The sequence below is a fragment of the Pseudophaeobacter sp. genome, assembly GCF_048267565.1.
In the GTDB taxonomy this organism is placed as follows: domain Bacteria; phylum Pseudomonadota; class Alphaproteobacteria; order Rhodobacterales; family Rhodobacteraceae; genus Pseudophaeobacter; species Pseudophaeobacter profundi.
Genome location: NZ_JBLWXG010000010.1, coordinates 99,541 through 124,615, shown reverse-complemented (window position 1 = coordinate 124,615; position 25,075 = coordinate 99,541). Strand labels below are relative to the sequence as shown.

The 25,075-nt window shown below is 58.0% G+C and carries 22 protein-coding genes and 1 pseudogene; 5 read left to right on the top strand and 18 right to left on the bottom strand.

All coding sequences use genetic code 11. From position 1 onward, the window contains the following. Positions 1-266: 266 nt before the first annotated feature. Complete coding sequence (locus ACN0VH_RS17855; RefSeq protein WP_417701660.1) at positions 267-3,128, bottom strand: HYR domain-containing protein; 2,862 nt, start codon at positions 3,126-3,128, stop codon at positions 267-269. A gap of 794 nt (positions 3,129-3,922) precedes the next feature. On the opposite strand from ACN0VH_RS17855, the gene ACN0VH_RS17850 reads away from it, so the two are divergent. Beyond that, positions 3,923-5,227 carry a ferredoxin reductase family protein gene (locus ACN0VH_RS17850; RefSeq protein WP_417701658.1) on the top strand — a complete coding sequence of 435 codons (1,305 nt, stop codon included), beginning with the start codon at positions 3,923-3,925 and terminating at the stop codon, positions 5,225-5,227. Positions 5,228-5,448: 221 nt separating this feature from the next. Here ACN0VH_RS17850 and ACN0VH_RS17845 read toward each other — a convergent pair whose 3' ends face one another. Genes ACN0VH_RS17845 through ACN0VH_RS17815 form a run of 7 tightly spaced genes read right to left on the bottom strand, consistent with a single transcriptional unit; the run spans position 5,449 to position 13,249 of the window. Next, positions 5,449-6,081, bottom strand: coding sequence for an FMN-binding negative transcriptional regulator (locus ACN0VH_RS17845; protein ID WP_278924085.1), 633 nt, complete (start codon positions 6,079-6,081; stop codon positions 5,449-5,451). 15 nt (positions 6,082-6,096) lie between these two features. Continuing rightward, positions 6,097-7,860: an ABC transporter ATP-binding protein gene (locus tag ACN0VH_RS17840; protein WP_278924084.1), complete on the bottom strand. Its 1,764-nt coding sequence runs from the start codon at positions 7,858-7,860 to the stop codon at positions 6,097-6,099. Between the two features lies 1 nt (position 7,861). After that, entirely contained in the window at positions 7,862-8,704 is an 843-nt protein-coding gene (locus tag ACN0VH_RS17835) for an ABC transporter permease (protein ID WP_417701655.1), read from the bottom strand. Continuing rightward, entirely contained in the window at positions 8,701-9,648 is a 948-nt protein-coding gene (locus ACN0VH_RS17830; RefSeq protein ID WP_278924082.1) for an ABC transporter permease, read from the bottom strand. Before ACN0VH_RS17830 ends, ACN0VH_RS17835 begins: the two co-directional genes overlap by 4 nt. Positions 9,649-9,670: 22 nt before the next feature. Further along, complete coding sequence (locus ACN0VH_RS17825; RefSeq protein ID WP_417701653.1) at positions 9,671-11,227, bottom strand: ABC transporter substrate-binding protein; 1,557 nt, start codon at positions 11,225-11,227, stop codon at positions 9,671-9,673. A 40-nt stretch (positions 11,228-11,267) separates the two neighbouring features. Next, positions 11,268-12,380, bottom strand: a complete 1,113-nt coding sequence (locus tag ACN0VH_RS17820; protein WP_417701651.1) for a C45 family autoproteolytic acyltransferase/hydrolase — start codon at positions 12,378-12,380, stop codon at positions 11,268-11,270. Then, positions 12,380-13,249, bottom strand: a complete 870-nt coding sequence (locus ACN0VH_RS17815; RefSeq protein WP_278924079.1) for an alpha/beta hydrolase — start codon at positions 13,247-13,249, stop codon at positions 12,380-12,382. Before ACN0VH_RS17815 ends, ACN0VH_RS17820 begins: the two co-directional genes overlap by 1 nt. A gap of 86 nt (positions 13,250-13,335) precedes the next feature. Between ACN0VH_RS17815 and ACN0VH_RS17810 the strand changes: the two genes are divergently transcribed. Together ACN0VH_RS17810 and ACN0VH_RS17805 are read left to right on the top strand one after the other, a co-directional pair. Further along, complete coding sequence (locus ACN0VH_RS17810; RefSeq protein ID WP_417701650.1) at positions 13,336-14,073, top strand: GntR family transcriptional regulator; 738 nt, start codon at positions 13,336-13,338, stop codon at positions 14,071-14,073. Then, positions 14,063-15,016, top strand: a complete 954-nt coding sequence (locus tag ACN0VH_RS17805; RefSeq protein WP_417701648.1) for an alpha/beta hydrolase — start codon at positions 14,063-14,065, stop codon at positions 15,014-15,016. The genes ACN0VH_RS17810 and ACN0VH_RS17805 overlap by 11 nt, the downstream gene beginning before the upstream one ends. A gap of 18 nt (positions 15,017-15,034) precedes the next feature. Here the strand turns inward: ACN0VH_RS17805 and ACN0VH_RS17800 are convergent. From ACN0VH_RS17800 to ACN0VH_RS17775, 6 genes and pseudogenes are all read right to left on the bottom strand, one after another. Beyond that, a pseudogene (locus tag ACN0VH_RS17800) lies at positions 15,035-15,224 on the bottom strand (transposase); the annotation flags it as partial. Positions 15,225-15,723: 499 nt separating this feature from the next. Then, positions 15,724-16,284, bottom strand: coding sequence for a F0F1 ATP synthase subunit B (locus ACN0VH_RS17795; RefSeq protein WP_278924076.1), 561 nt, complete (start codon positions 16,282-16,284; stop codon positions 15,724-15,726). A gap of 4 nt (positions 16,285-16,288) precedes the next feature. Then, complete coding sequence (locus ACN0VH_RS17790) at positions 16,289-16,837, bottom strand: F0F1 ATP synthase subunit B' (RefSeq protein ID WP_417701645.1); 549 nt, start codon at positions 16,835-16,837, stop codon at positions 16,289-16,291. A gap of 87 nt (positions 16,838-16,924) precedes the next feature. After that, positions 16,925-17,161 carry a F0F1 ATP synthase subunit C gene (locus ACN0VH_RS17785; RefSeq protein ID WP_008205040.1) on the bottom strand — a complete coding sequence of 79 codons (237 nt, stop codon included), beginning with the start codon at positions 17,159-17,161 and terminating at the stop codon, positions 16,925-16,927. Between the two features lie 86 nt (positions 17,162-17,247). Beyond that, entirely contained in the window at positions 17,248-18,048 is an 801-nt protein-coding gene (locus tag ACN0VH_RS17780) for a F0F1 ATP synthase subunit A (protein ID WP_278924074.1), read from the bottom strand. Between the two features lie 39 nt (positions 18,049-18,087). Continuing rightward, positions 18,088-18,432, bottom strand: coding sequence for an AtpZ/AtpI family protein (locus ACN0VH_RS17775; RefSeq protein ID WP_417701642.1), 345 nt, complete (start codon positions 18,430-18,432; stop codon positions 18,088-18,090). A 278-nt stretch (positions 18,433-18,710) separates the two neighbouring features. Here ACN0VH_RS17775 and ACN0VH_RS17770 point away from each other — a divergent pair, with 278 nt between their 5' ends. Continuing rightward, positions 18,711-19,079 carry an ArsR/SmtB family transcription factor gene (locus ACN0VH_RS17770; RefSeq protein ID WP_278924072.1) on the top strand — a complete coding sequence of 123 codons (369 nt, stop codon included), beginning with the start codon at positions 18,711-18,713 and terminating at the stop codon, positions 19,077-19,079. Between the two features lie 41 nt (positions 19,080-19,120). Here the strand turns inward: ACN0VH_RS17770 and ACN0VH_RS17765 are convergent, their stop codons facing one another. Together ACN0VH_RS17765 and ACN0VH_RS17760 are read right to left on the bottom strand one after the other, a co-directional pair. Beyond that, positions 19,121-20,026 (bottom strand): DMT family transporter, encoded by a 906-nt coding sequence (locus tag ACN0VH_RS17765; RefSeq protein ID WP_417701640.1) that lies wholly within the window; start codon positions 20,024-20,026, stop codon positions 19,121-19,123. After that, positions 20,023-20,901, bottom strand: a complete 879-nt coding sequence (locus tag ACN0VH_RS17760) for a LysR family transcriptional regulator (RefSeq protein ID WP_417701638.1) — start codon at positions 20,899-20,901, stop codon at positions 20,023-20,025. Before ACN0VH_RS17760 ends, ACN0VH_RS17765 begins: the two co-directional genes overlap by 4 nt. Before the next feature lie 184 nt (positions 20,902-21,085). On the opposite strand from ACN0VH_RS17760, the gene ACN0VH_RS17755 reads away from it, so the two are divergent. After that, positions 21,086-21,667, top strand: a complete 582-nt coding sequence (locus tag ACN0VH_RS17755) for an FMN-dependent NADH-azoreductase (RefSeq protein ID WP_278924069.1) — start codon at positions 21,086-21,088, stop codon at positions 21,665-21,667. Positions 21,668-21,759: 92 nt separating this feature from the next. On the opposite strand, the gene ACN0VH_RS17750 is transcribed toward ACN0VH_RS17755, so the two are convergent. Beyond that, entirely contained in the window at positions 21,760-22,314 is a 555-nt protein-coding gene (locus ACN0VH_RS17750) for a prolyl-tRNA synthetase associated domain-containing protein (RefSeq protein ID WP_417701635.1), read from the bottom strand. Positions 22,315-22,480: 166 nt separating this feature from the next. Beyond that, a complete protein-coding gene (locus ACN0VH_RS17745) occupies positions 22,481-24,517 on the bottom strand; it encodes a GTP-binding protein (protein WP_417701633.1) in 2,037 nt (678 codons plus the stop codon). Between the last annotated feature and the right edge of the window lie 558 nt (positions 24,518-25,075).

The following is a 25,075-nucleotide window of genomic DNA, read 5'->3' as shown; positions in this document are numbered from 1 at the left end:
CCGTCGCGCGATATATGTGCGGGTGGGACATTTATTTTCAAAGCGCCTCCTTTATTCAACCCGCCCAGAAAAACTGATCCATAGCCTTGCCCGTACCAAGCTGAAATCATCAAAGCGAAACGTTTGAACGAGATAAGGACAACGGGCTCACAATTGCCGACGGCGAAACGGTTCTCGGGTTGCGTACAGGTATTCCCTAAACATGGTTGCGGCCCCTGTTTTGCAACGGGGGCCGCCGTTATTGTCTGCAATGTAGCGCTATATGATCAGAAGGCTAAGGCGTATCCAACACTTACACCGTAGCTTTGATAGTCTGAGGCGCCCAGTCCGTCGAAGAAGGCCGAGGCGGTGAAGGTGCCGTGGCTTGCACTCACATAGCTCACCCCCGCGTCCAACTTGCCGCGCCAGCCGGCGTAGCCTGGCAGCACTGTCTCGGCCACCGCCGTGCCGCCTGTCGACGACCAGATGCCCGAGATCCCGCCCCGCAGCGTCAGGGCGCCGTTCTGAATCGCGATAGAACGCTCCGCGTCCAGGCCAAAAGAGACCTGCATCAGATCGACGGTCTGTGCCGAAATCGCATTGCCAAGGCTGTCGGTATAGCCGTCCTGGTCTTCCTTCACATAGGCGGCGTCCATATAGGGGCTGAACAGGGTGCCCTGAGAGGCGATCTCGCCGGTCACTTTCACCTGAGCCAGCAGGCGCGAGGTGTCGAAGTCATCCTCATAAGTGCCAAAGGGCGACACGCTGTTGGAGGATTTACCGTAGAGCAAGCGCCCCTCGAAATAGAGCGGATCGCCCGGTAATTTGGCGACCACATAGGGCCCGACCAGCCAGCCCGTGCCCTCGACACGGGAGGCTCCGTCGTCCTGCGACAGGTGATCAAACTGCAGCATCGCGCCCAGCAAAACCGTCTCACGCAGGTGAATGTGGCCACCAAACGCGCCAAATACAGACCGGCTGTCGGCGGTGTCATCCTCAGACCAGGCCCCCTTGAGGCGGAACCAGGCGTTTCTGCTCGCGCCAGAAGCCAGGTTGAAGTGACCCCGGCCACGGGTGACAGCCGCGTTGAGCGTGCCATCAGATGTCCCATCAAGAAAACCGGTCAGGTCAGGCTGATTGGAGAGCAGTTGGTTGGCTCGGCTGTACAGGAAGCTGGCGATGGTCTTTTGCGTCTCTTCCACGGTGGTATCGGAAACGACCAGCGTGTTGGAGGCATTGGTGACATTGCCCGCCGCATCCACTGCAGCCCCTGCCGCCACCGAGAGGCCCACGTTGCCAGTGCCGACCGATGCGATTGTTGCGGTGTAGATCGCGCCGCTGCCACTCAGGCCGGTAACGGTTGCATGGCTCGCAGTGATATCGCTTGCCTCAAAGCCGGTCACGCTTTCGCTGAAGGTGATGGTGACTTCAAAGCTCGCCTTGTGGGTCAGCCGCTCTGGCGCGCCGCTGATCACCACATCTGGCGAAGTGGCATCGACGACAGTCAGGTTTGCGTCCGAGGTATTGCCATTGGCATCGGTCGCGGTGACGGTTATATTGCCACTGGTTTGCGGCGTTGCCGAGACAACGGAATAATTGCCAACGGGTTGCGGCGCTAGGGCAGCACCCCTGACGCGCAAGGTGCCGCGCGCCAAGGCCGCCGTACCGCCAGACGCCATGGTTGTAGCGGAGCTCCCATCGGGGAAGGTTACGGTAACCGTTGCACCGGGTTCGGTGGTGCCGCTGACGGTCAGGGTGCGATCCGCGTTGACCACAACATTCGCCACTGTCGGCACCGGCGGTGGAGAGGTATCACTGACAGTCACGGTAAAGCTCACCTGTACCGCGTCATTGCCTGCGCTGTCCTGCGCATCCATGGTTACGGTGGTCTCGCCCACCGGAAAATCGTAAGCGCCGGTCAATACGGTATCGCCGACCTTGTAGGTTATCACCAGATTGCCATCAACGTTGTCGCTGACCGAGCCAAGGCTGGTCACATCCAAAGAGGCTGTGGTCGCACCGCTATCTGTATCCGCAGTTTGCGCGTCAGGCGCGGTCAGCACCGGCATATCTGCGTCACTGACAGTCACGGTAAAGCTCACCTGTGCCGCGTCATTGCCTGCGGCGTCCTGCGCATCCATGGTCACGGTGGTCTCCCCCAGCGGGAAGTCATAGGCGCCGGTGAGTGTAGTAGAGCCGACCTTGTAGGTGATCGAGAGGCTGCTATCGACGTTGTCGCTGACAGATCCAAGGCTGGTCACATCAATCGAAGCTGTCGCCACACCGCTGTCGGTATTGCCGGTCTGAGCAGCCGGTGCGGTAAGGGCCGGAGCCTCAGCATCGCTGACGGTAACAGTGAAACTTTTCTGCGCCGCGTTATTGCCCGCCGTGTCCTGCGCATCCATGGTCACGGTGGTCTCCCCCACCGGGAAGTCATAGGCGCCGGTGAGTGTAGTAGAGCCGACCTTGTAGGTGATCGAGAGGCTGCTATCGACGTTGTCGCTGACAGATCCAAGGCTGGTCACATCAATCGAAGCTGTCGCCACACCGCTGTCGGTATTGCCAGTCTGAGCAGCCGGTGCGGTAAGGGCCGGAGCCTCAGCATCGCTTACGGTAACAGTGAAACTTTTCTGCGCCGCGTTATTGCCCGCCGCGTCCTGCGCATCCATGGTCACGGTGGTCTCCCCCAGCGGGAAAACATAGGCGCCGGTGAGTGTAGTAGAGCCGACCTTATAAGTGATTGAGAGGCCGCTATCGACGTTGTCACTAACGAAGCCGAGCGACGTTACATCAAAAGAGGCAGTCGTGAGGCCTGCGTCCGTCGGGCGATTCTGGGCGGATGGTGCGCTCAGGACCGGGGCAGTGGTGTCAGGAGGTGACGGGATTGATGTGGTCGCTGAAGAATACTCGAAGTTCCCTGCCGTGAAGTATTGGTTGTCCTGCGTGAGCGTAAAGGAAAACCCGACGTATGTGTCATCGGCAAAACTGACTTCAGCCCCAGCCTGCTGCAGGTTTGTAAAATGTGAGGCATCCGTTCCCAGACATGCTGCCAGAACGGCCTCTGAAACGCTTGGAAAGGACGAAAACTTGTTGCCATTAAACCAATACGCCCCCCCGGCAACTCCTATCGGGGTGCCACTATCGCTCACGTATACGCCCGCGAATGTTGAGGTTGGTTGAATGCGTTCAAGAACCTCGCATGTTCCAAACTGGGTTCTTGAGTACTTATATTCAGAGTCCGTAAAAGCCTGCCCCGCCGTCGGTAGCAACGCCGAAATTGCCCCCCCCGACGACCCAGATCGGCGCGATTCGCCGTAGTACATCAATTTTCATGTGTAATCCCTCACCCTAAACGGGCCTATCAGTGAATAGCTCTTGAGGATTACCCATGCCCAGGTTGTTAAACCGTGAATGAGAGCAGCTTCATAGCGTCAAATTTCTCTTTGTTTCTAGATTGTTCCGAAAATTAAATGGTGTATATCTGAGGCTACTATACTGTGCGAATAGTCAACTTTAGAGTGCGTGTTTCACACAGCGTCCAAGCCAGAGGAATAGGTCGATCATGACCCTAAGCGCAGTGCTTTGGATTTTCTGCTCCGAAAAATCCTAAGAACCTTGGTTCTGCTTAATCACCCACCGTCCGCTTTAGAGACGCCATGGTGCGGTATTAGCGCGATGAGTGAATGCCCTGTATAGGCTGGCTTGAGCCGATCACGGGGGGCCTCGGACAACCTTGGGCCAGTCTTTCGGCTCTGCGTCACCGCAAGTCGGCTGTGAGCCCAAACTAACCGATGCTCCAGAACTGCACTGCTGACAACTGCCTCCGGATTTCATCGATCGCAAACTCCACGGAGTTTTCATGTACAAACAATAGAACGAGACTGCCTTCGAGACTGGGGAGCGCGGAATTGAGCAAACAGAGGAAGTTGAATAAACTGCATATATGAAACCTCTGTGTTGGATCTTGGCCTACCTTGTCGCTGCCACATTGCCGCTTATCTTATCGTGGTTGACGGGCGGACCACCCCGACCATTCCCCGAAGAACTTGCCTCTGGCCTTGGCATTTTGGCCTATTCGATAATCCTTATGGAGTTTGTCCTGTCTGGCCGCTTCAAGAGTGTTTCGAATAGCGTTGGCATGGATGTAACCATGCGGCTTCATCAGGTCATGGCGCGCACTGCCCTGAGTTTTGCCTTGCTACATCCCTTTCTCTACCAGGGTACGCTTTCGGGTGGTCAGCGTCCCTGGGACCTCACGCGGCAACTCACAATCACAACTGATTTTTCTGCTCTGTCCACAGGAGTTGCCGCCTATCTGCTTCTTCCAAGCCTTGTTCTTCTGGCAGTCGGACGGACGCAACTGGACTACAAATATGAGACTTGGCGCCTGATACACGGGATGAGCGCGCTCTTGATCGCGTTGCTTTTGTTGCATCACACGGTCTATGCGGGGCGATATGGATCGCAGCCTGCGATGACCTGGGTGTGGCTGGCAATGACGGGTGTTGCCGTTGGATCGCTGCTATATGTTTACCTGTTGATGCCTCTCCGGGATAGAGTGCGCGCGTGGAAAGTGACCTCCGTCACCCAGTTGACGCCCAAACAATGGGAGGTGACGCTGAAGCCAGATGGCCATTCTGGCCTTCGTTATAAGGCTGGGCAATTTGCGTGGCTGAATCTGGGGCACAGTTCATTCTCGATGAAAGAAAACCCATTCTCCATTTGCTCCGCACCGGGAGGCGGACCGGAAATATCCTTTATGATAAAAGAGCTTGGCGACTTCACACGAACCATTGGCCAGATAAAGGCCGGAACGGTCTCTTATGTTGACGGCCCTTATGGAACTCTTTCTGTTGACGGTCGCACCGAACCTGGGGTCGCTCTGATTGCAGGTGGCGTGGGGCTTGCACCGCTGCTGGGTATCCTCAGGCAAATGCGCCTGAGCGGCGATCCACGCAAGGTGAGGTTGGTCTATGGAAACCGGCTGGTTGATCAGATTGCCTATCGAGAGGAGTTAGGTTCACAGGACGTATATTATGTGCTGTCGGACCCCCCAGAAACCTGGCACGGAGAGACAGGCTTTATCGATGCTGCATTGATAGACCGCATTTTTTCAGATCGAGAGTTGCACGACTGGGTATTTGTAATGTGCGGCCCCACAATCATGATGGATACTGTTGAAGATCATCTGATTGAGAAGGGCACGCCCTCTCATCGCATTCTGACAGAGCGTTTCGACTATGATTAATCCGTTCAAACATGTGAGCCTGCGGCGACGGGTTGCTTTCACGGTCTGGGTTCTGAATATCGTACTCTGCTCGATCATTCTCGCTTTTGTACTGCGCTAATTCCTGCGCTTAGTCCTCATTGCAGCAGGTGGCGCGGTTTGCAGCATCAGAAAAAGTGATCGTGCGAGAATGAAGGTCCGCTTTCGCTGGATGGTTAGAAAACTTTGCATAAGAAAGCCGATCACTGGCACCGTAATAGTTTGGCGAGAGTTCCGCCGCCGATCTCGCGACCAGCTTCCAGGCGCGCGGCAACACCAGTGCGATTCTTGCCGGACCGGGTTTGTTCCAACTTGGAAATGCCCTGCAAGGCCGTCAGGTGAATTCGAAAACCAATAATCCGCGGCATCATCCGCGTGATGTCTGGCTCAGGTATACGCGACAGCTGCCATGTTCCTTGAATGCGCTGCTCCGACAAGGTGACGATGCGCTCCATCAAAGCGCGCATCGGAGGTCCGTCAACCGGTTCAATCTCACCGCGGATATGTACCGACCTGTAGATCCATGTGGGCACATCTTCGTCTTCGACATACCAAGCCGGAGATACATATGCAGAGGGGCCATTGAAAACCGCCAGCACCTGCCCCGGCACCATCAGATCCTCTGCCTGCGGATTTATACGGGCGATATGGCCGATAAGGGTGCGACACGACGGATCTTCGGTTTCGAAGAACAGAGGCGTCTGAGTGGCCTCAGGTGTTTCCTTCCCCTGAGTGATCACAGTTGCAAAGGGGTACGCGCGAACCATTTGGCGCGCCTCATCCTCGTCGGCGGCGTATGGGCGCGGCACATAAGGCCGCGGTGTAAGTTGGGTCATATTGGAACCTTGATGTTAGGCAGTGCCCCGCAGGGCAACGAAGTGGCCGGGCGCTGTTTCCGCCAGATGATAAGGACCAGCATTGTCTCCACTGTCCTCGTAGAACGTCGTGTCGCTGTCGTGCCTGCCCAGTACCGGTTGGGTTTGGGCCAATTGCAGTCCCTCGGCGTCCTGTTCCAACCGCGGCGATGCCGACATCAGGCGCCGGGTGTAGGGGTGGCGCGGCGCTGCAAAAAGCTGCGCCGTCTCCCCTTGCTCCATGACCCTGCCCTTGTGCAACACGTACAGCCGGGCACAAAGCTGCTCGACGATGTGCAGGTCGTGGCTGATGAACAGGCAGGCAAATCCGAATTCACGCTGCAACGATTTCAAAAGCATCAAGATCTGCGCCTGAATGGTGACATCCAAGGCCGAGACGGGTTCGTCTGCGATGATCAGGTCCGGTCGACTGATCAGGGCGCGGGCAATGGCGACGCGCTGGCGCTGACCACCTGATAGCGCGTGTGGAAAGCGTGCGGCCATTGTACGGGGCAGCCCGACCGCCTCCAACATGTCGATCGCTCGCGCCTGTCGTTCAGCGGCAGATAGCCCCCGATCATGGCGCAATCCTTCAGCGACGATACGGCCAACGCGCATGCGTGGGTTCAACGATGAAAAAGGGTCCTGAAAGACAAAGCGGATACGTTGACGAAGCCGACGCTCATTTGCGGCCGAGCAGTTCGCAAGGTCGATGCCATCAAAGGTCACACGGCCGACTTTCATCGGGGCCAGTTTTCCAATGGCCCGGCCAATTGTGCTTTTGCCGCTGCCGCTTTCACCAGCAAGACCTACAAATTCACCCGGCTGCACGCTCAAGGAGACATCCTTTACGGCGCGGTTCACAGTCTTTCCGAACAGGCCGAACATCTGCTTGTCGCTAAACTCCACCTGCAGCCCTTCAACTGACAGCAGTGGTGGACCTGAGGCTCCCTTCACTGGCTCAGGGGCTCCCAGCTGTGCTGCGGCCAGCAGCTTCTGTGTATAGGCATGTTGCGGGCAACCAAGAACGGCACGGGCGCTGCCTGCCTCCACCAGCACGCCCTTTTCCATCACCGCAATCTGTGCTGCATAGGCTGCCACAACAGCCAGATCATGCGAAATAAGGATCACCGCAGTCCCGTTGGCGCGGGCGACCTCTGCGATGATGTCCAACACCTCTCTTTGCACCACGGCATCCAGGGCAGTGGTTGGCTCGTCTGCGATCAGCAAGGCAGGTTTCAACATCATGACCGAGGCGATCATGATCCGCTGGCGCATTCCGCCGGAAAACTCGTGCGGGTAGCGGTTCATCAATTGCTCGGGGTTGTCCAATCGGACCTGCCGTAGCATTTCATGTGCTCGCTCCCGGATCTTGTCCTCGCTGAGATCCGTATGCGCGCGCATCGCCTCACACATTTGCTCGCCGATGCGCATATTGGGATTGAGAGAGGAGAGTGGCTCCTGAAAGATCAAGCCGATCTCCTTGCCGCGGAGCCGCCGCATTTGCGTGCTTGGTAAAGCGCCGGTCACCTCTTGGTTGCGAAAGGTGATGCGCCCACCGCTGACCCGGCCACCACCTGGCAGCAGCCCCATGATAGCGCGACCGATCATGCTCTTGCCGCTGCCGCTTTCCCCGACCAGGGCCAGAATCTCACCTGGTGCCACCGAGAGATCTACCCCTTTGACAACTGCCAGAGCGCCGAAGGAGATTTCGAGGTTCTGTATTGTCAGAACTTGGCCAGTATCAGTGCCACGTATCATATTAAATGACCTCCTTTGAGGGTGCTGACTTCGGATCGAGCTCGTCCCGCAGTGCATCACCCAGAAGGTTCACACCCAGGAGCGCAACCGAGATGCACAGACCTGGCAGCAGCCCCAACATCGGGTAACGCATCAGATGCGCCTTCGCTTCTGCCAAGATATTGCCCCAGCTGGGTTCCGGAGGCGGCACGCCAAGCCCCAGAAAGCTGAGCGCGCTTTCCGCCAGCAACACCCAGCCGAACATCATCGTGGTCAGCACAATCAACGGTGCAAGACAATTGGGCAGCACATGTACAATCAGCGTGTAAAGACGCGAATTCCCCATGGTGGCCGAAGCCTCGACAAATTCGGATTGGCTGACCGATAGAACCGAGCCGCGCACCACGCGCGTGATTGCGGGCAAGTAAGCTACTGATAGTGCAAGGATCACGCCGTATTTGTTTGCCCCGATCACCGCCATCAGACCCAGAGCGATGAGCAGGCCTGGAAAGGCCATCAACGCGTCCAAAATCATAATCAATATGCGGTCGAACCAGCCGCGGAAGTGGCCGGCTGCTGCTCCGAGAACCGTACCGAGAACGACCGGGAGCACCAGCGTACCAAGCCCGATCGACACAGAAACCCAAGCCCCGCGCATCAATCGCGACAGGATGTCCCGGCCAAACATGTCGGTGCCCAGAGGGTGGGTTGCCGAGGCTTCGGCGAAGCGGTTCAGCAGATCCGATTTCAGCGGATCATGTGGCGTGTATACGCTGCCAAGCACGGCGATGAAAAAGACGATCCCCAGAAGGAACGCACCGGCCATCCCGTTGGCCTTGCCTAGAAGTCGTTTGGTGAAAGTCATGTCAGGCGCACCTTGGGATCGAAGAAGGAATAGGTGAGATCAATGGCAAGGTTGGTCAGCACATAAACGGCGGCAATGAACAACAGCGCCCCCTGCAGCACCGGGTAGTCACGGGCATAGATCGAGTCGACCAATAGCTTGCCGAGCCCTGGCAGGGTGAAGACCGTTTCGGTCACGGCGGCGCCAGCCAGTAGCCCCGCGAGCATGATGCCCACCATTGTCAGCGTCGGCGCAAAGGCATTTGGAAACACATGCCGCCACAGCACTTTGCGCTCGGTGAGGCCTTTGGCGCGTGCATGAGTGATGTAGTCCTTGCCCATCACCTCAAGGCTCCCTGCGCGCATCATCCGGGTCAGTACCGCGATCTCAGAAAGTGCCAGCGAGGTTACTGGCAAGATCAGATACATCATGCCGCGGCCAAGATCGTCACTGACAGAAACAAACCCGACAGTCGGTAGCCAGCCCAGGATCGCGCCAAATAGCACCAATAGCATCAGCCCCACCCAAAATCCGGGCATTGAAAGCTTCAGAATGGTGAGCAGCACAATGGCATAATCCGTGCGGGTATTGTGCCGATGTGCGGCCAGCAGGCCTGCCGGTATCGACACCAGGAGTGCCGAAACAATTGCGAGCAGGACAACTGTTGCCGTTACGCTGAAGCGCTGTATCAACAGAGAGGACACCTCTTGCCCGGTCATGATCGAGGTGCCGAGGTTGCCCGAGAAAACCTCGCGCAACCATGCCAGGAATTGCACCGGTACTGGCTGGTCGAGTCCCAGTTGCGCCCGCATTTGCGCCAGCGACGCCTCGTCATCGATATTGCCACCGAGCATCATCAACGCCGGATCACCGGGGAGCGCCCGCACGAGCGTGAAAATGATCACTGCTACGATCGCAAAGGTGGGGATCGACATCAGAACCCGCTTAAGGATGAATGTCAGCATGGTTGCTTTCTCCTGCGGCTGATCAGCCGTCCACCGTAAGCATCCAGCCGCGCAACAGACCTGCCCCCCAGTTTTCAAACCCGCCAATTTTGTCTGACATGCCGGTGAACAAAGTCCTGTGGCCAAGGCCGATGGCGGGGACCTCTTCGATAAAGCCGTTGTGCAGTTTGTCGATCACCCCCTGCAGTGCTTCAGGGTCACCTACGCGCAAGGATTCATTCACAAGTCCGACTGCCTCACCGGTTTTCCAGGCCTTGCGTTCCGCATCACCGGTGAACATTTCGAAACTGAGACCCGCATGTAGGCGCGGCGAAAAGGTGAAGCTTTGCATCTGATAGCCGGTGCCATTGCGATATGCTTCCAGCTGGGTGCCCCATTCGACCACTTCCAGTTTGGCGTTCAGGCCAGCATCCATCATCATCGCCTGTGCCATCAGTGCGCGTTCGTAATAGGCGCCGTTTCGACGAGTGGCGAGAATGACGATTTCTTCGCCATCGTACTCCGCCTCCTCAAGCAGTGCCTTGGCTTTGTCGACGTTGTACTCTGGATATTGCGCCTGCACGTCGGTGTAATTGGCCGACATCGGTGGAACCGGCGAGGGTGACGCTGTGCCGAACCCTTCGGTGATCGCCGCCATAATGCGTTGCGGGTCGATAGCATGCGCGATGGCCCGGCGAATGCGTACATCCGACAGCAGCGGATCGTCAGAATTCAGAAGATAGGTATCCCAAACCGCAGATGCAGTGGCGTCCACTGTAAAGCGTGGCTGCCCGCGCAACTCCGACGCGGTCATCGCATCGATGGAAACCAGATCCAGATCACCAGCCTGTAGGGCGGTTTTTGATACCGCACCTTCGCCGACGATTTCCCATCGCAACGTATCAACGCTGGCGTGTTTGCCGCCGCCATACCCATTGGGCTGCCCGTCGCGGCTGGAGTAGCCCGCAAAGCGATTGAGTTCCACATAGCGGCCTGGCGCATGATCACCCATCCGATACGGCCCAGTTCCCAGTGGGGTGTTCCAGCTGCCATCGGAATTGACCGAGTCTGGATGCAGAACCGCCATCGAGCCGCAATCAAAACGTGCCATGGTGGCAAGGAACACCGCATAGGGTTCTTCAAGCGTGATCACAAAGGAATAGTCATCAACTGCCTTCGCCGAGGTTACTTTTATGTTGTTCTGTCCATTAAAGAAATTTTTGCAGTGCGACTCCGATGCATCGCCTGCCAACCGGTTCCAAGACCATTCAACGTCCTGCGCCGTCATCTCTTCGCCGTTGTGAAACTTCACGCCCTGGCGCAAGGCGAAGGTGTAGGTGCGTCCATCTTCAGAGATTTCATAGCTCTCTGCCAACATCGGAATGATGCTGAAATCGTCAGCGTAGGTCACCAGCCCCTCGACGATATGGCCGTGTACCTGATCCGTATTCCCATCGCGGGTTACACCGGGGTTGGTGCCGCGAATATCTGCGTTCAGCGCCATGCGCACGACGCTTTCGGCCATCGCAGGCAGAACGTTGCCGAATGTCAGCCCTGTCGCCAGAACAGCGGTTTTCAATACCTTGCTTCGATGCATCATGATTGTTTTCCCTGTTGTTCAGTTTAATTTTCTCCGCCCATCAGTGCAGGCGGTAGCTGTTGGTCTTGCTGTTGGCATAGGGCAACTGGCGCACCCGCAGTTCCCCTGCCCCTGCATCCATCAGAACCATCGCAACGGTGGCTGAGAGATACGCGTTGGTTTCGTCCTCATTGCCTTCCGGCGTACGAATAATCCCACGAGGCGCGCCAAAACGGTCATCCAATACTTGCGCCAGGCTCGACAGCCCGTGCTTGTGCCCGGCCCCCTCGATCAACCGACGCAGACGCCGATCTCGAAACAGGGTATCGGCGCCCCGCGCGATGCCTTTGTCTCGCTCACGTGAGCGGGCACTTGCGGTGACGAAATGGTTGGAATGGGTCAGGCACAGACCATCTGGCGCTTGCCAGTAGATCTCATCTGGGGTGGTTTCGAAATTCAGGCAATCGCCACTCTGGGCACAGCTAATGGTCATGTTGTTCGAAACGGTGCGCGGCAGGCGGTAAAGTTCTGTAAGCGCCTGCGAATACCCGCCGGCCTCCAGCACCCGGCGCCGGATCACCGAAAGAGGCACCCCGAATGGCCGTTTGCCATCCTGTCCGCTGACCAGATTATTGCCGGTTATGGCCACGCCCTGATCATTGAACCCCGCGCGCGCAAGACCGCCGGCCTCCACATAGGTCAGGATGTCAGGATGACGTTCTGAGCGAATACGCAGAACCACCGTGCTGTCGGCGCAATCCGGCAACCAATCCCAGTTTTGCACGTGCAATAGGCGCCCGTTTGCACTCAGTTCCGGCAATACCACTGCGGCTGTACATCCGTCATCAAGTGAACCTGTGTCCTTGGGGCGCTGCGCATGTAGATTGATGATCTCGCTGCGACCGTTGACAACAAGCACCTCCTCCAACAGCACACCGGAGCCATCGGCGATGCCGCGCAATTCGTCCATCGCATCCGGCACTTGCGGGGCCAGAGCCTCCCGCAGCTTCGCGGCATATGTAAGAACGCTGTCCCAGCCAAGCCCGTGTTGACGGAACAAGTCCTGATAGACGCCCAGCCCGTGGCGCAATTGAACATCGGCCTGCTGCCCGTACGACCGGCCGCGCTCATAGGCGGGGCCTTCGATTTCCACCAATTTCGGTGCCGCAACCATCAACGTACACCCGGCGCAGGCAGACGATCCTTCAGGACATCTGTGAAGAAACGCTCAACATACGGAAAAACACCGGTCATGTCGTGTGGCACACCAGGCGCGGTATCATGCCAGACGTCTATGCCTCGTGCTTGCATGGTTTCACGCAGGCTGTGCAGACGATCATTGCGATTGCGCCCTGCGCTGTTGGCACCGGGCAGGAACTTCGGTGAATCCTCAGGGAAGGTTATTTCCCATTCTTCCGTATCAAGCGCACCAACGCTCATATGTACTTTGACCTGCTTGAGCGCCTGAAAGTCTATGCCACGTCCAAAAACCTCTTGGAAATTTCGGATACCTGGCCACCAATCCAGGGTTTCATCCAGCAATGTCACCGACCCCGGAGCACCGATAGACACAGCCTTGAGCCGGTTTGGATGCAAATAGAGGAAACGGTGCGTGAAATGGCCTCCGCCAGAGAAGCCGAACAGCATAAATTTCTTAAACTGACGATTAATCAGCTCCCCGGCTTGCTCCACCATTGCCAGCAGCACTTCGTCATAACGGATATCGTGCTCGACCATGTATTTATAGCCACCCGCCTCCATGTCTCCCCGCACTCCGACCGGAAAGAGTGGCGCGAGGACCACGCAGTTATTGAAACGACCAAAGCCTGAAAACGCACCGCGATAAAGCGATTGCAACCGCATGGTGCCATGAACAGAGACCAGTAAATCCAGTTCACGGTCAGGCTCATCCCAGGCGCTCTGCGGAATGTAGAGCATGAAAGAAAACCGCGGGTCATGACGGCAGGCAATGATTGTGGTCTCTCCGGTCAGATAAAGCGCGCGGGCGCGTTCCTGCGGACTGTCCTGCAAACGTGGCAGCATATCTAAGGTCTCCTGAACACTTGTTGGCTGGAGGTTAGCCGGCGTCTTTTTTGGAGTCAAAATATTTTTTTATTTTGGCGCCAATTATGATTGCGATATTGAAACACTTCATTTTTCTGCTTATCCTGCTTCGAAACACAGCAAAGGGCTCGCCACAAAAGATGCCAGAGAACAAAGACAAAGCCGGATCAAAACTCGGGCCGGACGAGATCTCGCAACGGATCATGGCGGACATCAACACTGGTGTCCTTCGACGAGGTGAATGGCTGAAGCAAATCGATCTGGAGCGGCGCTATGGCTGCACAAGGGTCAAAGTGCGCGATGCGCTAACTTATCTGCACTCCAAACGATTGGTGGAACACATTCAGAACCGCGGATACCGGGTTCCAGATCCCAATCCGGTGCGCGAGAAACAAATTGGTGAGGTTCGTGCCCTGCTCGAATCCCATGTCGCTGCGGATGTGCTCGAACAAGCAACTCCAGAAGACGTCATTCGCCTACGTGAACTGGCAGAAGCTTTCAGAGACGCTGCCTACAACGGCACCTCATTTTCGCAAATCGAGGCAAATTACGCTTTCCATTCTTTGCTTTATGGATTTTGCCGCAATGAAGTTATGCGCGAATTGATACTGGATCTGCGTCAACTAGGACCGGCCGCACCGGTCGGTCAATGGCAAACTGTGGCCCAGCTACAGCGCGCCACACAGGACCACTTTGATATCGTTGATGCTATCGAACAGCACGATCTGACGCTTCTTCGCAGGCGCATTGCCGCCCATATTTCCGGCGAAACTCAGCCGAGTGAGAACAGTCATGACGCTTGACCCAGATTTGAGCCGGATGCTCGAGCGCGGGCGCGCCGCCGGCGGGCCTCCGCTACAGGACATGCCCGTTGAAGACGCCCGTTCAGCCATGCGGGACATGTTCCTCGCAAATGGCTACCCCATTCGTCATTCGGTGGACGTTCGCCACCTCACTGTTCAGGAATGTGGAGGTAGCTTTAGCATCGATATCTACCGCCCTTCCGACATGGATGGTCTCTTGCCCGCGATCATCTACTTCCACGGCGGCGGTTTCGTTCTTGGTGACGCGGCTGCGTACGACACCCATTCGCGAGCACTTGCACATCTGCTCGGTGCCCAAGTCATCTTTGTGGGGTATCGCCTCGCTCCTGAGCACCGCTTTCCTGCTGCTCTTGAGGATGCGCGAGGTGCAATAGACTGGCTCTCAGACAGATTTCCTGACTTGCGCATCGATCCAAATCGAATGCTCTTGATGGGAGAAAGTGCTGGTGGGAACCTTGCGGTAAACGCAGCGCTATATGCCCGCGCCCAGGGAAAGATATCCTTTTGTGGTCTTACTCTTATTTACCCAGTGACAGACATGCGCCCGTTCACGGGCAGTGGTGCGATGTCGGGATCGCTTGAGACCTACGCCCGTGGCGTAAATCTCGACATGTCGGAAATGCAATGGTTCTGTGAAACCTATTTAAACACACCATCCGAGGGCAGCCTGCCTGAAAACGCTCTTCCCACCCACCCTGACCTCGCTGGGCTGCCTCCCACCCAAATTTATACTGCGGAATGCGACCCGTTGAGGGATATGGGAATGGATTTTGCGCTTCACCTAACAGAGCGCGGCGTTCGAGCGAAAGCGGAGTGCCTGCCAGGGATGCTTCATAGTTTTATGTGTCACGGCAACATCTCACCTCGTGCACTCCGGCAATTTTTCCGCATTGTCGAAGATATCGCCACGCAAATCGACTGACGAATTTAGGGTCAGAATTCATATCCAATAGATTACGGCGGCGGCCAGAGCGATGACTGATTGGAAGACCTTGGGGCAGCGATCATAGCGTGTCGCCACACGCCGCCAGTCCGAGAGCCTGCCGAACAATGGTATCGATGCGATTGCGTCGGGTGTATCGGCGCTTGTCGTACCCCACAGTCGCCTTGCGGTGCTTTCGGCTTGGGAGCTGAGGTAGGATGCATTGATTTCCGCCGCGGCGCGTGTTTCACGACTTCGAAAATGGAGCAGTGACATGAGCAATCTCTTCTGGCAGCCCGATTGCGACATTCACAGCCGGTGCAGAAAAGACCCTGCTACAGATGCGAATTCGATGGTTCGTTGGTCTCCATTCAAAGCAGTGCCTCCACAGAGGAGCTATCTGAGGGGGAATGTCCGGCCTGACGGGCTGATCAGCGAGGGCGTGATGGTATTCTCCGACCGCTCGTTTCCTTTCAATCGCTGCAATATCAGGGCGCCTGCCCAATACAGATGGTTCAGGGTGGCTGCAATCGATTGGAAATGCGCCCAGATCCTTGTGTCATGCCACTTCGGTGAGCCTGTCAGCAGCAGTTACCAATGAGAGGTTTTGCCACGTATTGTAGCGAGACATGAGGCGTGGTGCGGATACAAAAAACCCGGCCACTGGGACCGGGTTTTCTAAGTCAGATACAGTGATCCTTGTTCGATCAGTGCAGCTTGTCATTGACGTCTGTGATGGCCGCGTCGATCAGCTTGTTGGCTTCGGTCGCGGTCATCTGCTTGGCGATCACTTGATCGGCGGCAGCAACAGCGATTGCAATCGCCTGATCACGCACTTCTTTCACAGCCGAGGCTTCGGCAGAAGCGATCTGCTCTTCCGCAGCAACGAGACGACGAGCGATGGAGATTTCCAGGTCCGCCTTGGCCTCTTCGGCCGCCGCAGCGGCATCATCACGGGCCGCAGCCACGATACGATCGGCCTGGGCCTGAACTTCCTGCTGCTTGCGCTCATAAGAAGCCAGAATGGTCTGGGCTTCTTCACGCAGGGCGCGGGCGTCGTTCAGCTCTTTCTGGATACCGTCAGCACGGGCGTCCAGCTGGCCACCCAGCAGGGTAGGTACTTTGACAAAGAGCAGAATGCCAACAAACAGAAGGAAGCCAAGCAGCACAACAAAGTTGGTGTTGCTCATCGACAGGAAAGGACCAGAGGCTGCGAAAGCCGGGCTGGTGGCCCCAAGGGTGAGGGCAATTGCAAGAACTGTGCGCATGTCCTTATCCTTTCATCCGGTCGGCAACCGCAGTGGCGATTGCTTTTTCATCCGCTTTGCCACCCAGCGCTGTTACCAGAGCTTCGGCGGTATCTGCGGCCACAAGTTTCACGCTTTCCAGCGCGCCAGCCTTGATTTCACCGATGGCCTTTTCAGACTCGGCGGTCTTGGCAGCAATCTGTTCGTCCGCTTTGGCAATCGCTTCGTCCAGGCCAATCTGGATTTCGGCGCGTGTTTCTGCGGCGATACGCTGGGCTTCAGCGCGGGCATCTGCCAGCGCCTTGTTATATGCGTCTTCGGCCTCAACTGCTTTGGCTTTCAGATCTTCCGCCGCAGCAAGGTCGTTGGTGATGGTCCCCTGACGCTCTGCCAGAACCGCAGCAATGCGGGGCAGCGCGACACGCGACAAAATAAGATAGATCGCGACCAGCGCGATAGCCAGCCAGAAGATCTGGTTCCCGAAGGTCGAGAAATCCAGCTGCGGCATGCCCGGAGCAGAGCCGTGCGCGGCCTCGGCGGCGCCGTGAGCTGCGTCTTGCGTATTAGATGCCATGTCGTCCTCCTAGGGAACTTGCCGTTACATCGGGCGGCAGGCCATTGGGCCTACCGCCCGACCGTAAGGATAAAGTGTCCTAAGGTCTTAGACTGCGAACATCAGCAGCAGAGCAACCAGGAACGAGAAGATGCCCAGGGCTTCTGCAAAGGCGATGCCGATGAACAGAGTAGCTGTCTGGCCGGCGGCTGCCGATGGGTTGCGCAGAGCGCCTGCCAGGAAGTTGCCGGCTACGTGGCCAACACCGATTGCGGCTGCGCCGGAACCAATTGCTGCCAGGCCTGCGCCGATGAACTGACCGAGTTGTGCGATATCGCCTTCCATGGGTATTCTCCTTACGATGGAATGTGGTGATTTGGGATCTCGCTGACCCGGGATCGGATCAGCGGGGAACGTGTTGGATCTAGACCTTAGTGGCTCGGATGCAGGGCATCTTTCAGATACACGCAGGTCAGGATGGTAAAGACATAGGCCTGGATAAAGGCCACCAGAACTTCGAGAGCGTAGACCGCGGTGATGGCAAAGATCGGCAGGAAGCTGAACAAGCCCAGAGCGCCTGCAAAACCTGCAAAAACCTTCAGAACCGCGTGGCCCGCCATCACGTTGCCAGCCAGACGAATGCTGTGGCTCACGGGGCGTACGAAGTAGGAAATCAGCTCGATAATGGCCAGGATGGGGCGCAGCGCCAAAGGCGCGCTGGAAACCCAGAACAGGCCAAGGAAACCGGCGCCATTTTTGACAAAGCCAACGATGGTGACGGTCAGGAACACCAGGCCCGCCAGGATCGCAGTGACAGCGATATGCGAGGTGGTGGTAAAGGACATCGGGATCAGGCCCAGGAAGTTGGCCATCAGGATGAACATGAACAGGGTCATGATATAGGGGAAGAACTTGACGCCGTCTTTGCCGGCAACGTCTTCAACCATCTTGTAGATGAACCCGTAGGTCAGTTCTGCAACCGACTGGGCGCGGCCAGGCACGATAGCGCGGCGAGAAGAGCCCACAACCATCAAGAGGAAGACGCAGACAACAGCCAGGGCCAGCCAGAGAGTGACGTTGGTGATTGCAAAGGTGCCCACCGCACCGCCGGTCAGCGAGGCCACGTTGAACTGATCCATCGGGTGGATCGCCAGAGCCGCGTGCTCGGGTGCAAAAATCACGCCCGACACCAGTACCAGTGCCAATGCTACGTAAAAGAACAGCTTGCCCATCGTTCCGCTTCTCCTGTCGTCGAGATGTGATCGTGTGGATCAGTCCCGAGCCTCTTCATTTTCAGTGGCCTCTTCGGCCAGTTTCTTTTCCTGGATTTCCTGCGCGGTGCGAAGCATTACCTTCACGCCTGCGGCAAGTCCCAGCAGTATAAACAGCACCATAAAGATAGGCAGGGTCCCAAAAAGCCGGTCCAGCCCGTATCCGATGCCAAAGCCGATCCCAAGACCGACCACCAATTCTATCACCATCCGCCAGGCCTGATTGGCCATCGAATAATGTTCATCCACGCGCGGCTTGGGCTCTTGGGCCTTACGCGCCGCAGCCAGCTTTGCCTCCAGCTGCGCCATGCGCTGCTTTTGGTCATCATCTGTCACGGGCGCCATCCTCACGCGATTTCTATGGCAGGTGCTAAGGCCCTTGGGCGTCAGAGTCAATTGTTCAAGCACCGCAAGATAATTTTACACAACACACTGTAATTAAACAAATTTCACATCAACTTCCATTACAGTCAATCGACCGGGGCTTCGCCATGCGCAGGTTTTGCAGGGTTTTCCCTTATTCAACCAAATGGTTTATTTAGAAATCCCCCCCCCAGCGCCGGACCTGCCGACGGGTCAGCGCGTCTTTCCTTCGCAGGAATTGCAGTCTAGGGTCGCACCAGATGTCCAGCGAACTTGATACTGCCTTTGCCGCCCTCGCCGATCCGACCCGTCGGCGCATCCTCACCATGTTGTTAGAGGATGATATGGCCGTGACCGATGTCGCAGAACCGTTTGAAATATCACTGGCCGCAATTTCCAAGCACCTGAGCATTCTGACACGGGCCGGGCTGATCGCGCAGGAAAAGCGCGGACGGGTGAAATGGTGCAAGCTACAGCCAGACGCCCTGCGGGCAGCCTCGGTCTGGATGCAGGGGTTTGGACAGTTTGAACCGGTCAACCTGGAGGCCTTTGAACGGTTTCTGGAAGCCGAGCTGGACAGGCCCGCCGAAACCTGCCCACCCAGCACTTTCCCTCCTGCGGCACAGTAAGGCCAGGCCGAGAAGATCAGGCCGGGAAGATCAGGCTGCCATCATGCCCTGACGCGGCTGCCTGGCTTGGCGGCATCTTCCAGCAGCAGCACCAGGGCCATGACCGTCAGTGCGATCCCCACCAGCACCAGCCCGCGCGGTGCCGGATTGCCCAGCGCCACCTGCCAGATGATCACCCAGCTTGGCGTCAGGTAGGTATAGGCCATCACCTTGGTGGCCGGCAGGTGCAGGCTGGCAAATTGCAGCAAGACGAAGGTCACCGCACTGGCAAAGATCGCCACATAGAACAGGCCCACCCAGACCAGCAGCGGCAGATTTGCCCAATCGGTGGCCCAGATATCACCCCAGCCCACCACCAAGAGCAGCAGCGCGCCCGCAACCAGGGTACCAAAAGTAAAACCAATTGCTGACTCGCCCCGGTTCATCCGGCGCACCAACGGCGTATAGATGGCATGTGCCACGCAGCCGACAAAATAGATTGCCTCTCCGCGGCCAATATCAAAGGCCCGCAGCGCCGCCAAATCGGCGCGAAAGATCACCCAGAGCGCCCCAGCGGCCCCAATACACAGCGCCAGCGCCATGCGCGGTGACGTCACCTGTCGCAGCAGCAGATACCCAAAGACACCGCTGAGCACCGGTGTCAGGGTAAAAACGGCAGAGGCGCTGACAGGATCTGCTGTTTGCAGCCCGTAAAACATCAGCACAAAATAACAGGCAAAAAACGCCCCCAATACCAGATAGCGCCAGGGCGCCTGGTAATAGCTACCCCTGATTTGCCCGGTCAGGCCGGCCACTGCACCAATCACCACCGCTGCAATGACAAACCGCACCGCATTCAGCGCCATGGGGGCAATATCATTGGCGATAAGCCCGCCAAGAGAAAACGACCCCGCCACCAGGATCGAGAACAGCAGCATCGCGCCATGGGCGCGCTGCGCCGGAGTCATGCCTCCCACTCCTTCGCCCGCTCTTTCAAGAAACTCAAAAAGCTCTGGACCTTGTTGGTGCGATGCAGATCGACATGGGTCACCAGCCAGATACTGCCCGCCCATTCGGCCCGTGGCTCCATCATCTTTACCAGGTCAGGATGGCGCGAGGCCTCCCACATGGACATAAAGCCGATCCCGGCGCCCGCCATCACCGCCTCGTTCATCGCAACCCCATCGGAACAGCGAAAGGAAATGGTCTCTTCGGTGGTGTGCTCGCGCAGCCATTTGCTAAACGGTGCCCGACTATCGGCATTGTCAGCCCCCACAAACTGATGATTCTTGAGGTCCTCGATCCCGTCCAACATGCCGTGCTGGTCCACATAGCTTTGCGCTGCAAACAGGCCGACCCGCTGCTTCAGGAAAGGTTGCACCACATTGTCGGGCTGATCCGGCGCATTGCCGGCCCGCAGCGCAACGTGAGCCTCGCCATACTCCAGCCGGAACAGGCGCTCGCCCGTCAGGTAGCGAATTACCAGGCCGGGGTGCATCTGCTGAAACTCGCTCAGCACCGGCACCAATAGATGCGACATCGACGACAGCGACGTCACCACCAATTCGCCAGAAACCTCGTCCCCCTGCCCCTTGAGCCGCCCGACCAGCTGGCTGAACTGATCATCGGTGGCCTGCGCCACACGCAACAGATCCTGCCCGGATTCCGTCGGGGTATAGCCACGCGCATGCCGCTGGAACAGCTTGACCCCCAATCGCGCCTCGATCGCATCAATATGCCGGATCACCGTCGCATGGTGTACGCCGAGAACCTCTGCCGCGCCGCTGACCGTCCCCATGCGAGCCACTTGATAGGCCGTTCGCACCTCATCCCAATTTTCCATTCAAATGCCCTCGCTGCTCTACCTGTACCCTGCTGCGCCTGCACCCTACTGCCGCCCTGCCAAGCTGTTGCGCCAACAAAGTATGCGCAAATGCGCACATCTAAAGTGCTTGTATCGCGGTTGTGTTCATATTTGCTATAGCCCATTTACTCAGCAGACGAAACATAAAATGGGAAACTCGGCCATGACCTCCACTGTTCTGCATATCGATTCCTCTGCCCGCGCCGAAAACTCGGTCACCCGCTCGCTGAGCGCTGAAATCACCGCGCAGCTCTCGCCTGCTCAAGTGATCCGCCGCGATCTGGCAACACCACTGCCGCTGCTGGACGAGGCCTGGGTCAACGCGAACTTCACCCCTGCTGATCAGCGCACGCCAGAACAACAGGCGCTACTGGCACAGTCAGACAGCCTGATTGACGAATTGAAACAGGCCGACACCGTTGTCATTGGCACACCGATCTACAACTTCTCGGTACCCTCGACGCTCAAGGCCTGGATCGATCTGGTCGCCCGCGTCGGCGTCACATTTCGCTACAGCGAAACCGGCCCCGAGGGGCTGCTGACCGGCAAGCGCGCCATCATCGCGGTGGCCTCTGGCGGGACGCAGGCCGGGTCGGACATCGACTTTGCCACCACATATCTGCGCCATGTGCTGGGCTTCATTGGCATCACCGAGGTCGAGCTGGTCGCTGCTGACCAACTGGCCCAGGATGCCGACGGCTCGATGGCGCGAGCCAAGTCAGCCATTGCTGCGCTCGCCGCCTAAGACCGCAACACCTCCTCCAAGCGCGGGCCGCCATCCAAACACAGGATGGCGGCCCCTTGCCATTTGCTGGACAGCCTGCCCGCAGCGCCTGCCTAGATCCAATTCACTGTGCAGCCAAGCCGCTGCATGAAAGCCAGTAAATCAGTGCATGGCATCGCAACGGTGCGATCATTGACCAAAGGGTGCATATGGATCACTTCCGCCGCTTGCGCTGCGGTATCCATGTAAAAGCGCACATCATTTTCCACCCCGGTAATCATCGCCAAAGGGCTGACAGCGCCGGGCAGGATCCCCAGCATCTGCATCAGCCGATCCGCAGACCCAAAGCTGAGCCCCGGCGCACCGATCTCCTGGCCCAGTGCCTTGAGGTCCACCACCCGGTCCTGCTCTACCGAAATCAGGTAATTGCGCTTCTTGCGATCACGCAGATAGAGGTTTTTGATCTTGAGGCTGGCAACGCCGGGCTGGACCATTTCTGCCTCAACCTGTTTGGCTTCGGCCACAGTGCGCAGGGGAATGTGGCTGAACAGGCGATACTGCACCCCCCAGTCTGCCAACTGCGCCAAGAGCGCATCCGAGCTGATCGGCAGCGCTGCTTCGCTGGTGTCGTCTGAACCTGTCGCTGCGGTGTCTGTCGCTGCGGTCATAAAGGGGGCCTCCGTTTGCGGCGTCGCATCGGGCGCAGATCACGCGGAAATCACCACAGATGCAAGAGGGATTGGCACGCCTGCCCCCACATGCCCCGTCCCGCCGCCAATTGCAGAGGCAAAGCCCCGCCACCAGACCAGCCACCATTCAACCACCCGTCACCCGTTACGCCAGCGCAAGCCCCCTAGCCTCTTCATAGTGATCAAAGGCGGTCTCAAACCAGGCGGTGCCGCGGGTGGCACGGGCCAGGCTTTGGCTCAATGCTTCCTGTGCTGTCAGGGGGAGCAGGGCCTCAAATATATCCCAGCCAGCCGCGCCCTGCTCTGGCGCAAAGCCCAAAAGCTGCCCCTTGAGGTTATTCACCACCGGCACCAGCCCGCCGGTAAACACAGAGGGCGCGTGAATCGTGACCTTCATAATCGGTTGCAGCAGCACAAGTCCCGCCTGCGCCAGGGCAGCCCGCGTGGCCATTTTCCCCGCCGTACGAAAGGCAAAGTCGGAACTGTCCACCGCGTGATGCTTGCCATCCGTCAAACAGATCGCAAGATCCACCACCGGGCGCCCATTGACGCCCTCACGCAGGGCCTCCCGCGCGCCGGCCTCGACGGCGGGAATATAGGCCTTTGGCACGGTGCCGCCCTTGATGCGATCGCTGAAACTAATGCCACCACCGCGTGGCAAGGGGCTGATTTCGATGCGCACATCGGCAAATTGTCCCGCACCCCCGGATTGTTTGCGATGCCGATAGGGGAGTTCCACCCGACGCGATATCGTCTCGCACAGGGCTGGTGGCACCAGCTCGCTAAGCGCCTCGACGCCGAATTCGCTTTCCAGTGTGGCCAGAACCCGGCGCAGATGCAGTGGCCCCTGCAAATTCAGCACAACCCGCCCCGAGACCGCATCCTGTTCGACCTTTAGCGCCGGGTCGATCTCTTCCAGTCGGGCCAGGGCAGTGGACAGGCGGGCTTCATCCCGCTCCTGCACCGGGATCAGCAAGCGGCGATAGGTCGAAGGGCGCGGCTGCGCCCAGTCCGGCAGCGCAGTGCTGCCCTCGGCGGAATAGCAGTACCCAAGGTTGAGATGATCAGACTTTACCGCCTGGCCCAAATCGCCGGGTTGTAAATCGGCCCGTGCAGATCCGCGCCCTCGGCCTTTTGTCCCGCTTTTTTCTCTGTCCTTTCCGAAGCCGCTGCCAGCGCCGCCCCCTGCCGCGATCTCGGCCAAGCCGCCCAGGACATGCCCGCCCAGAGGTGCACCATGATGGTATGCGCGCCCACCGTTGTGCACAGCCGCTGGATCGCGCTTGTGATCATCAGGCGAATTGTCGGCCTGGCCGTTGTCCAGCATGCGCAGCACAACGGTTTTGCCCAGATGCCGCACTTGATCGGCCATACAGCCAACGGCCAGAACCTGCCCCATATCCGCCAGCCGAGACCGGGTAGCTGCCACCGGAGGAGCTTCGTGGCGCAGGGATTTCATCAAGCGCCAGACGCCATTGCCATGCTCTGCCGCGCCCAACAGGGCGGGAAAGAGATCGCCATGTTGTAAGACCCGGCGGGCGACATCATAGGCTTCTTCTGCCAGAACCTGCTGATCCTCGATCAACTCTGTCAGGATATGATCGTCGTAATCCGCCAGCGCCTCCAGCATCTCACCACGCGCCTCTTGTTCGCGCTGCTGCATGTGTTTGGGTAACTCGATCAAGGCCGAAGGCTGTCCTTCGATATACTTCCAGGCCCGTTCCGAAATCAAATCCACCGCGCCAACCACCTGCCCCGCCTCGCGAATCGGCACCTGGCGCAGGATGATGGCGTGATTGCAATAGGTCTGCAGCGCCGCAACGATTTCGGCCACCCGTGCCGAGGCCTCATCAATGCGGTTGATAAACAAAAAGACCGGAATCCCCGCCTCTTCCAACCGGCGCAGATAGGGGGCGGACAGCACCGCAGCCTCTGGGTCGGCAGGCACACAGAGCACCGCCGCATCGCTGGCCGCCAGCGCCGGGCCTGCCTGGTTCAGATTTTCCACCCCGCCAGAGATATCAATGGCTGCCCAGTCTTCTGCCATGAAGGTGAAGGAGACCATGGCCGCCACCTCTGTGGTTTCATGTACCTTGCACAGGGTTCCTTCCAGATCCGCCAATGCCCGCGTCAGCGTGGACTTACCCGATTGTGATGGACCTAGAATGGTGACAACGCGCATGACTTTGGACCTTTCCTCGGCTGGGGCTGCCCTGAACGGGCCCGCGCCCCCAGATGCCGGGGGCCTGTGACTGCCTGACTAGATGACGTCGAATGCGCCAACGCCACACCCGACTGCGCCCGCAGACGGCAAACGGTGGCAAAAGTCGCGTTCGACCTTGCGTTGCCTCGCCTGTAGCTATCCTGCACCCGTGACAGCCCATGTCATTGCGATCTCTGATACGTCTGAGATCGCTGCGCCGGTAAGATCCAGCACGCGAAACACGCGGGGTGAATCAGCGGGGCTATGCCCCGATGGTGGCTAAGCACCCCCTTACCTGTCAAGCGCCATAAAGGTGCCCTTGCGGGATTGTCGCGCGGGGGGGCACCTCTGGATTGCGAGGTTGCACCATTCCTGCCCCTGCTGGCCCTGTCATCTGCGCCCTGGCTGCCAAACCGCGCTGCTCCACCCTGTTGACTCCGCCCGTCAATCATCGTAACGCATGGCCAATATCCGGAAGCCAGTCGAGTCTTCCGGTCCCTGACATGTCAGGGATCGCCCTCCACCAGCGTGTTACGC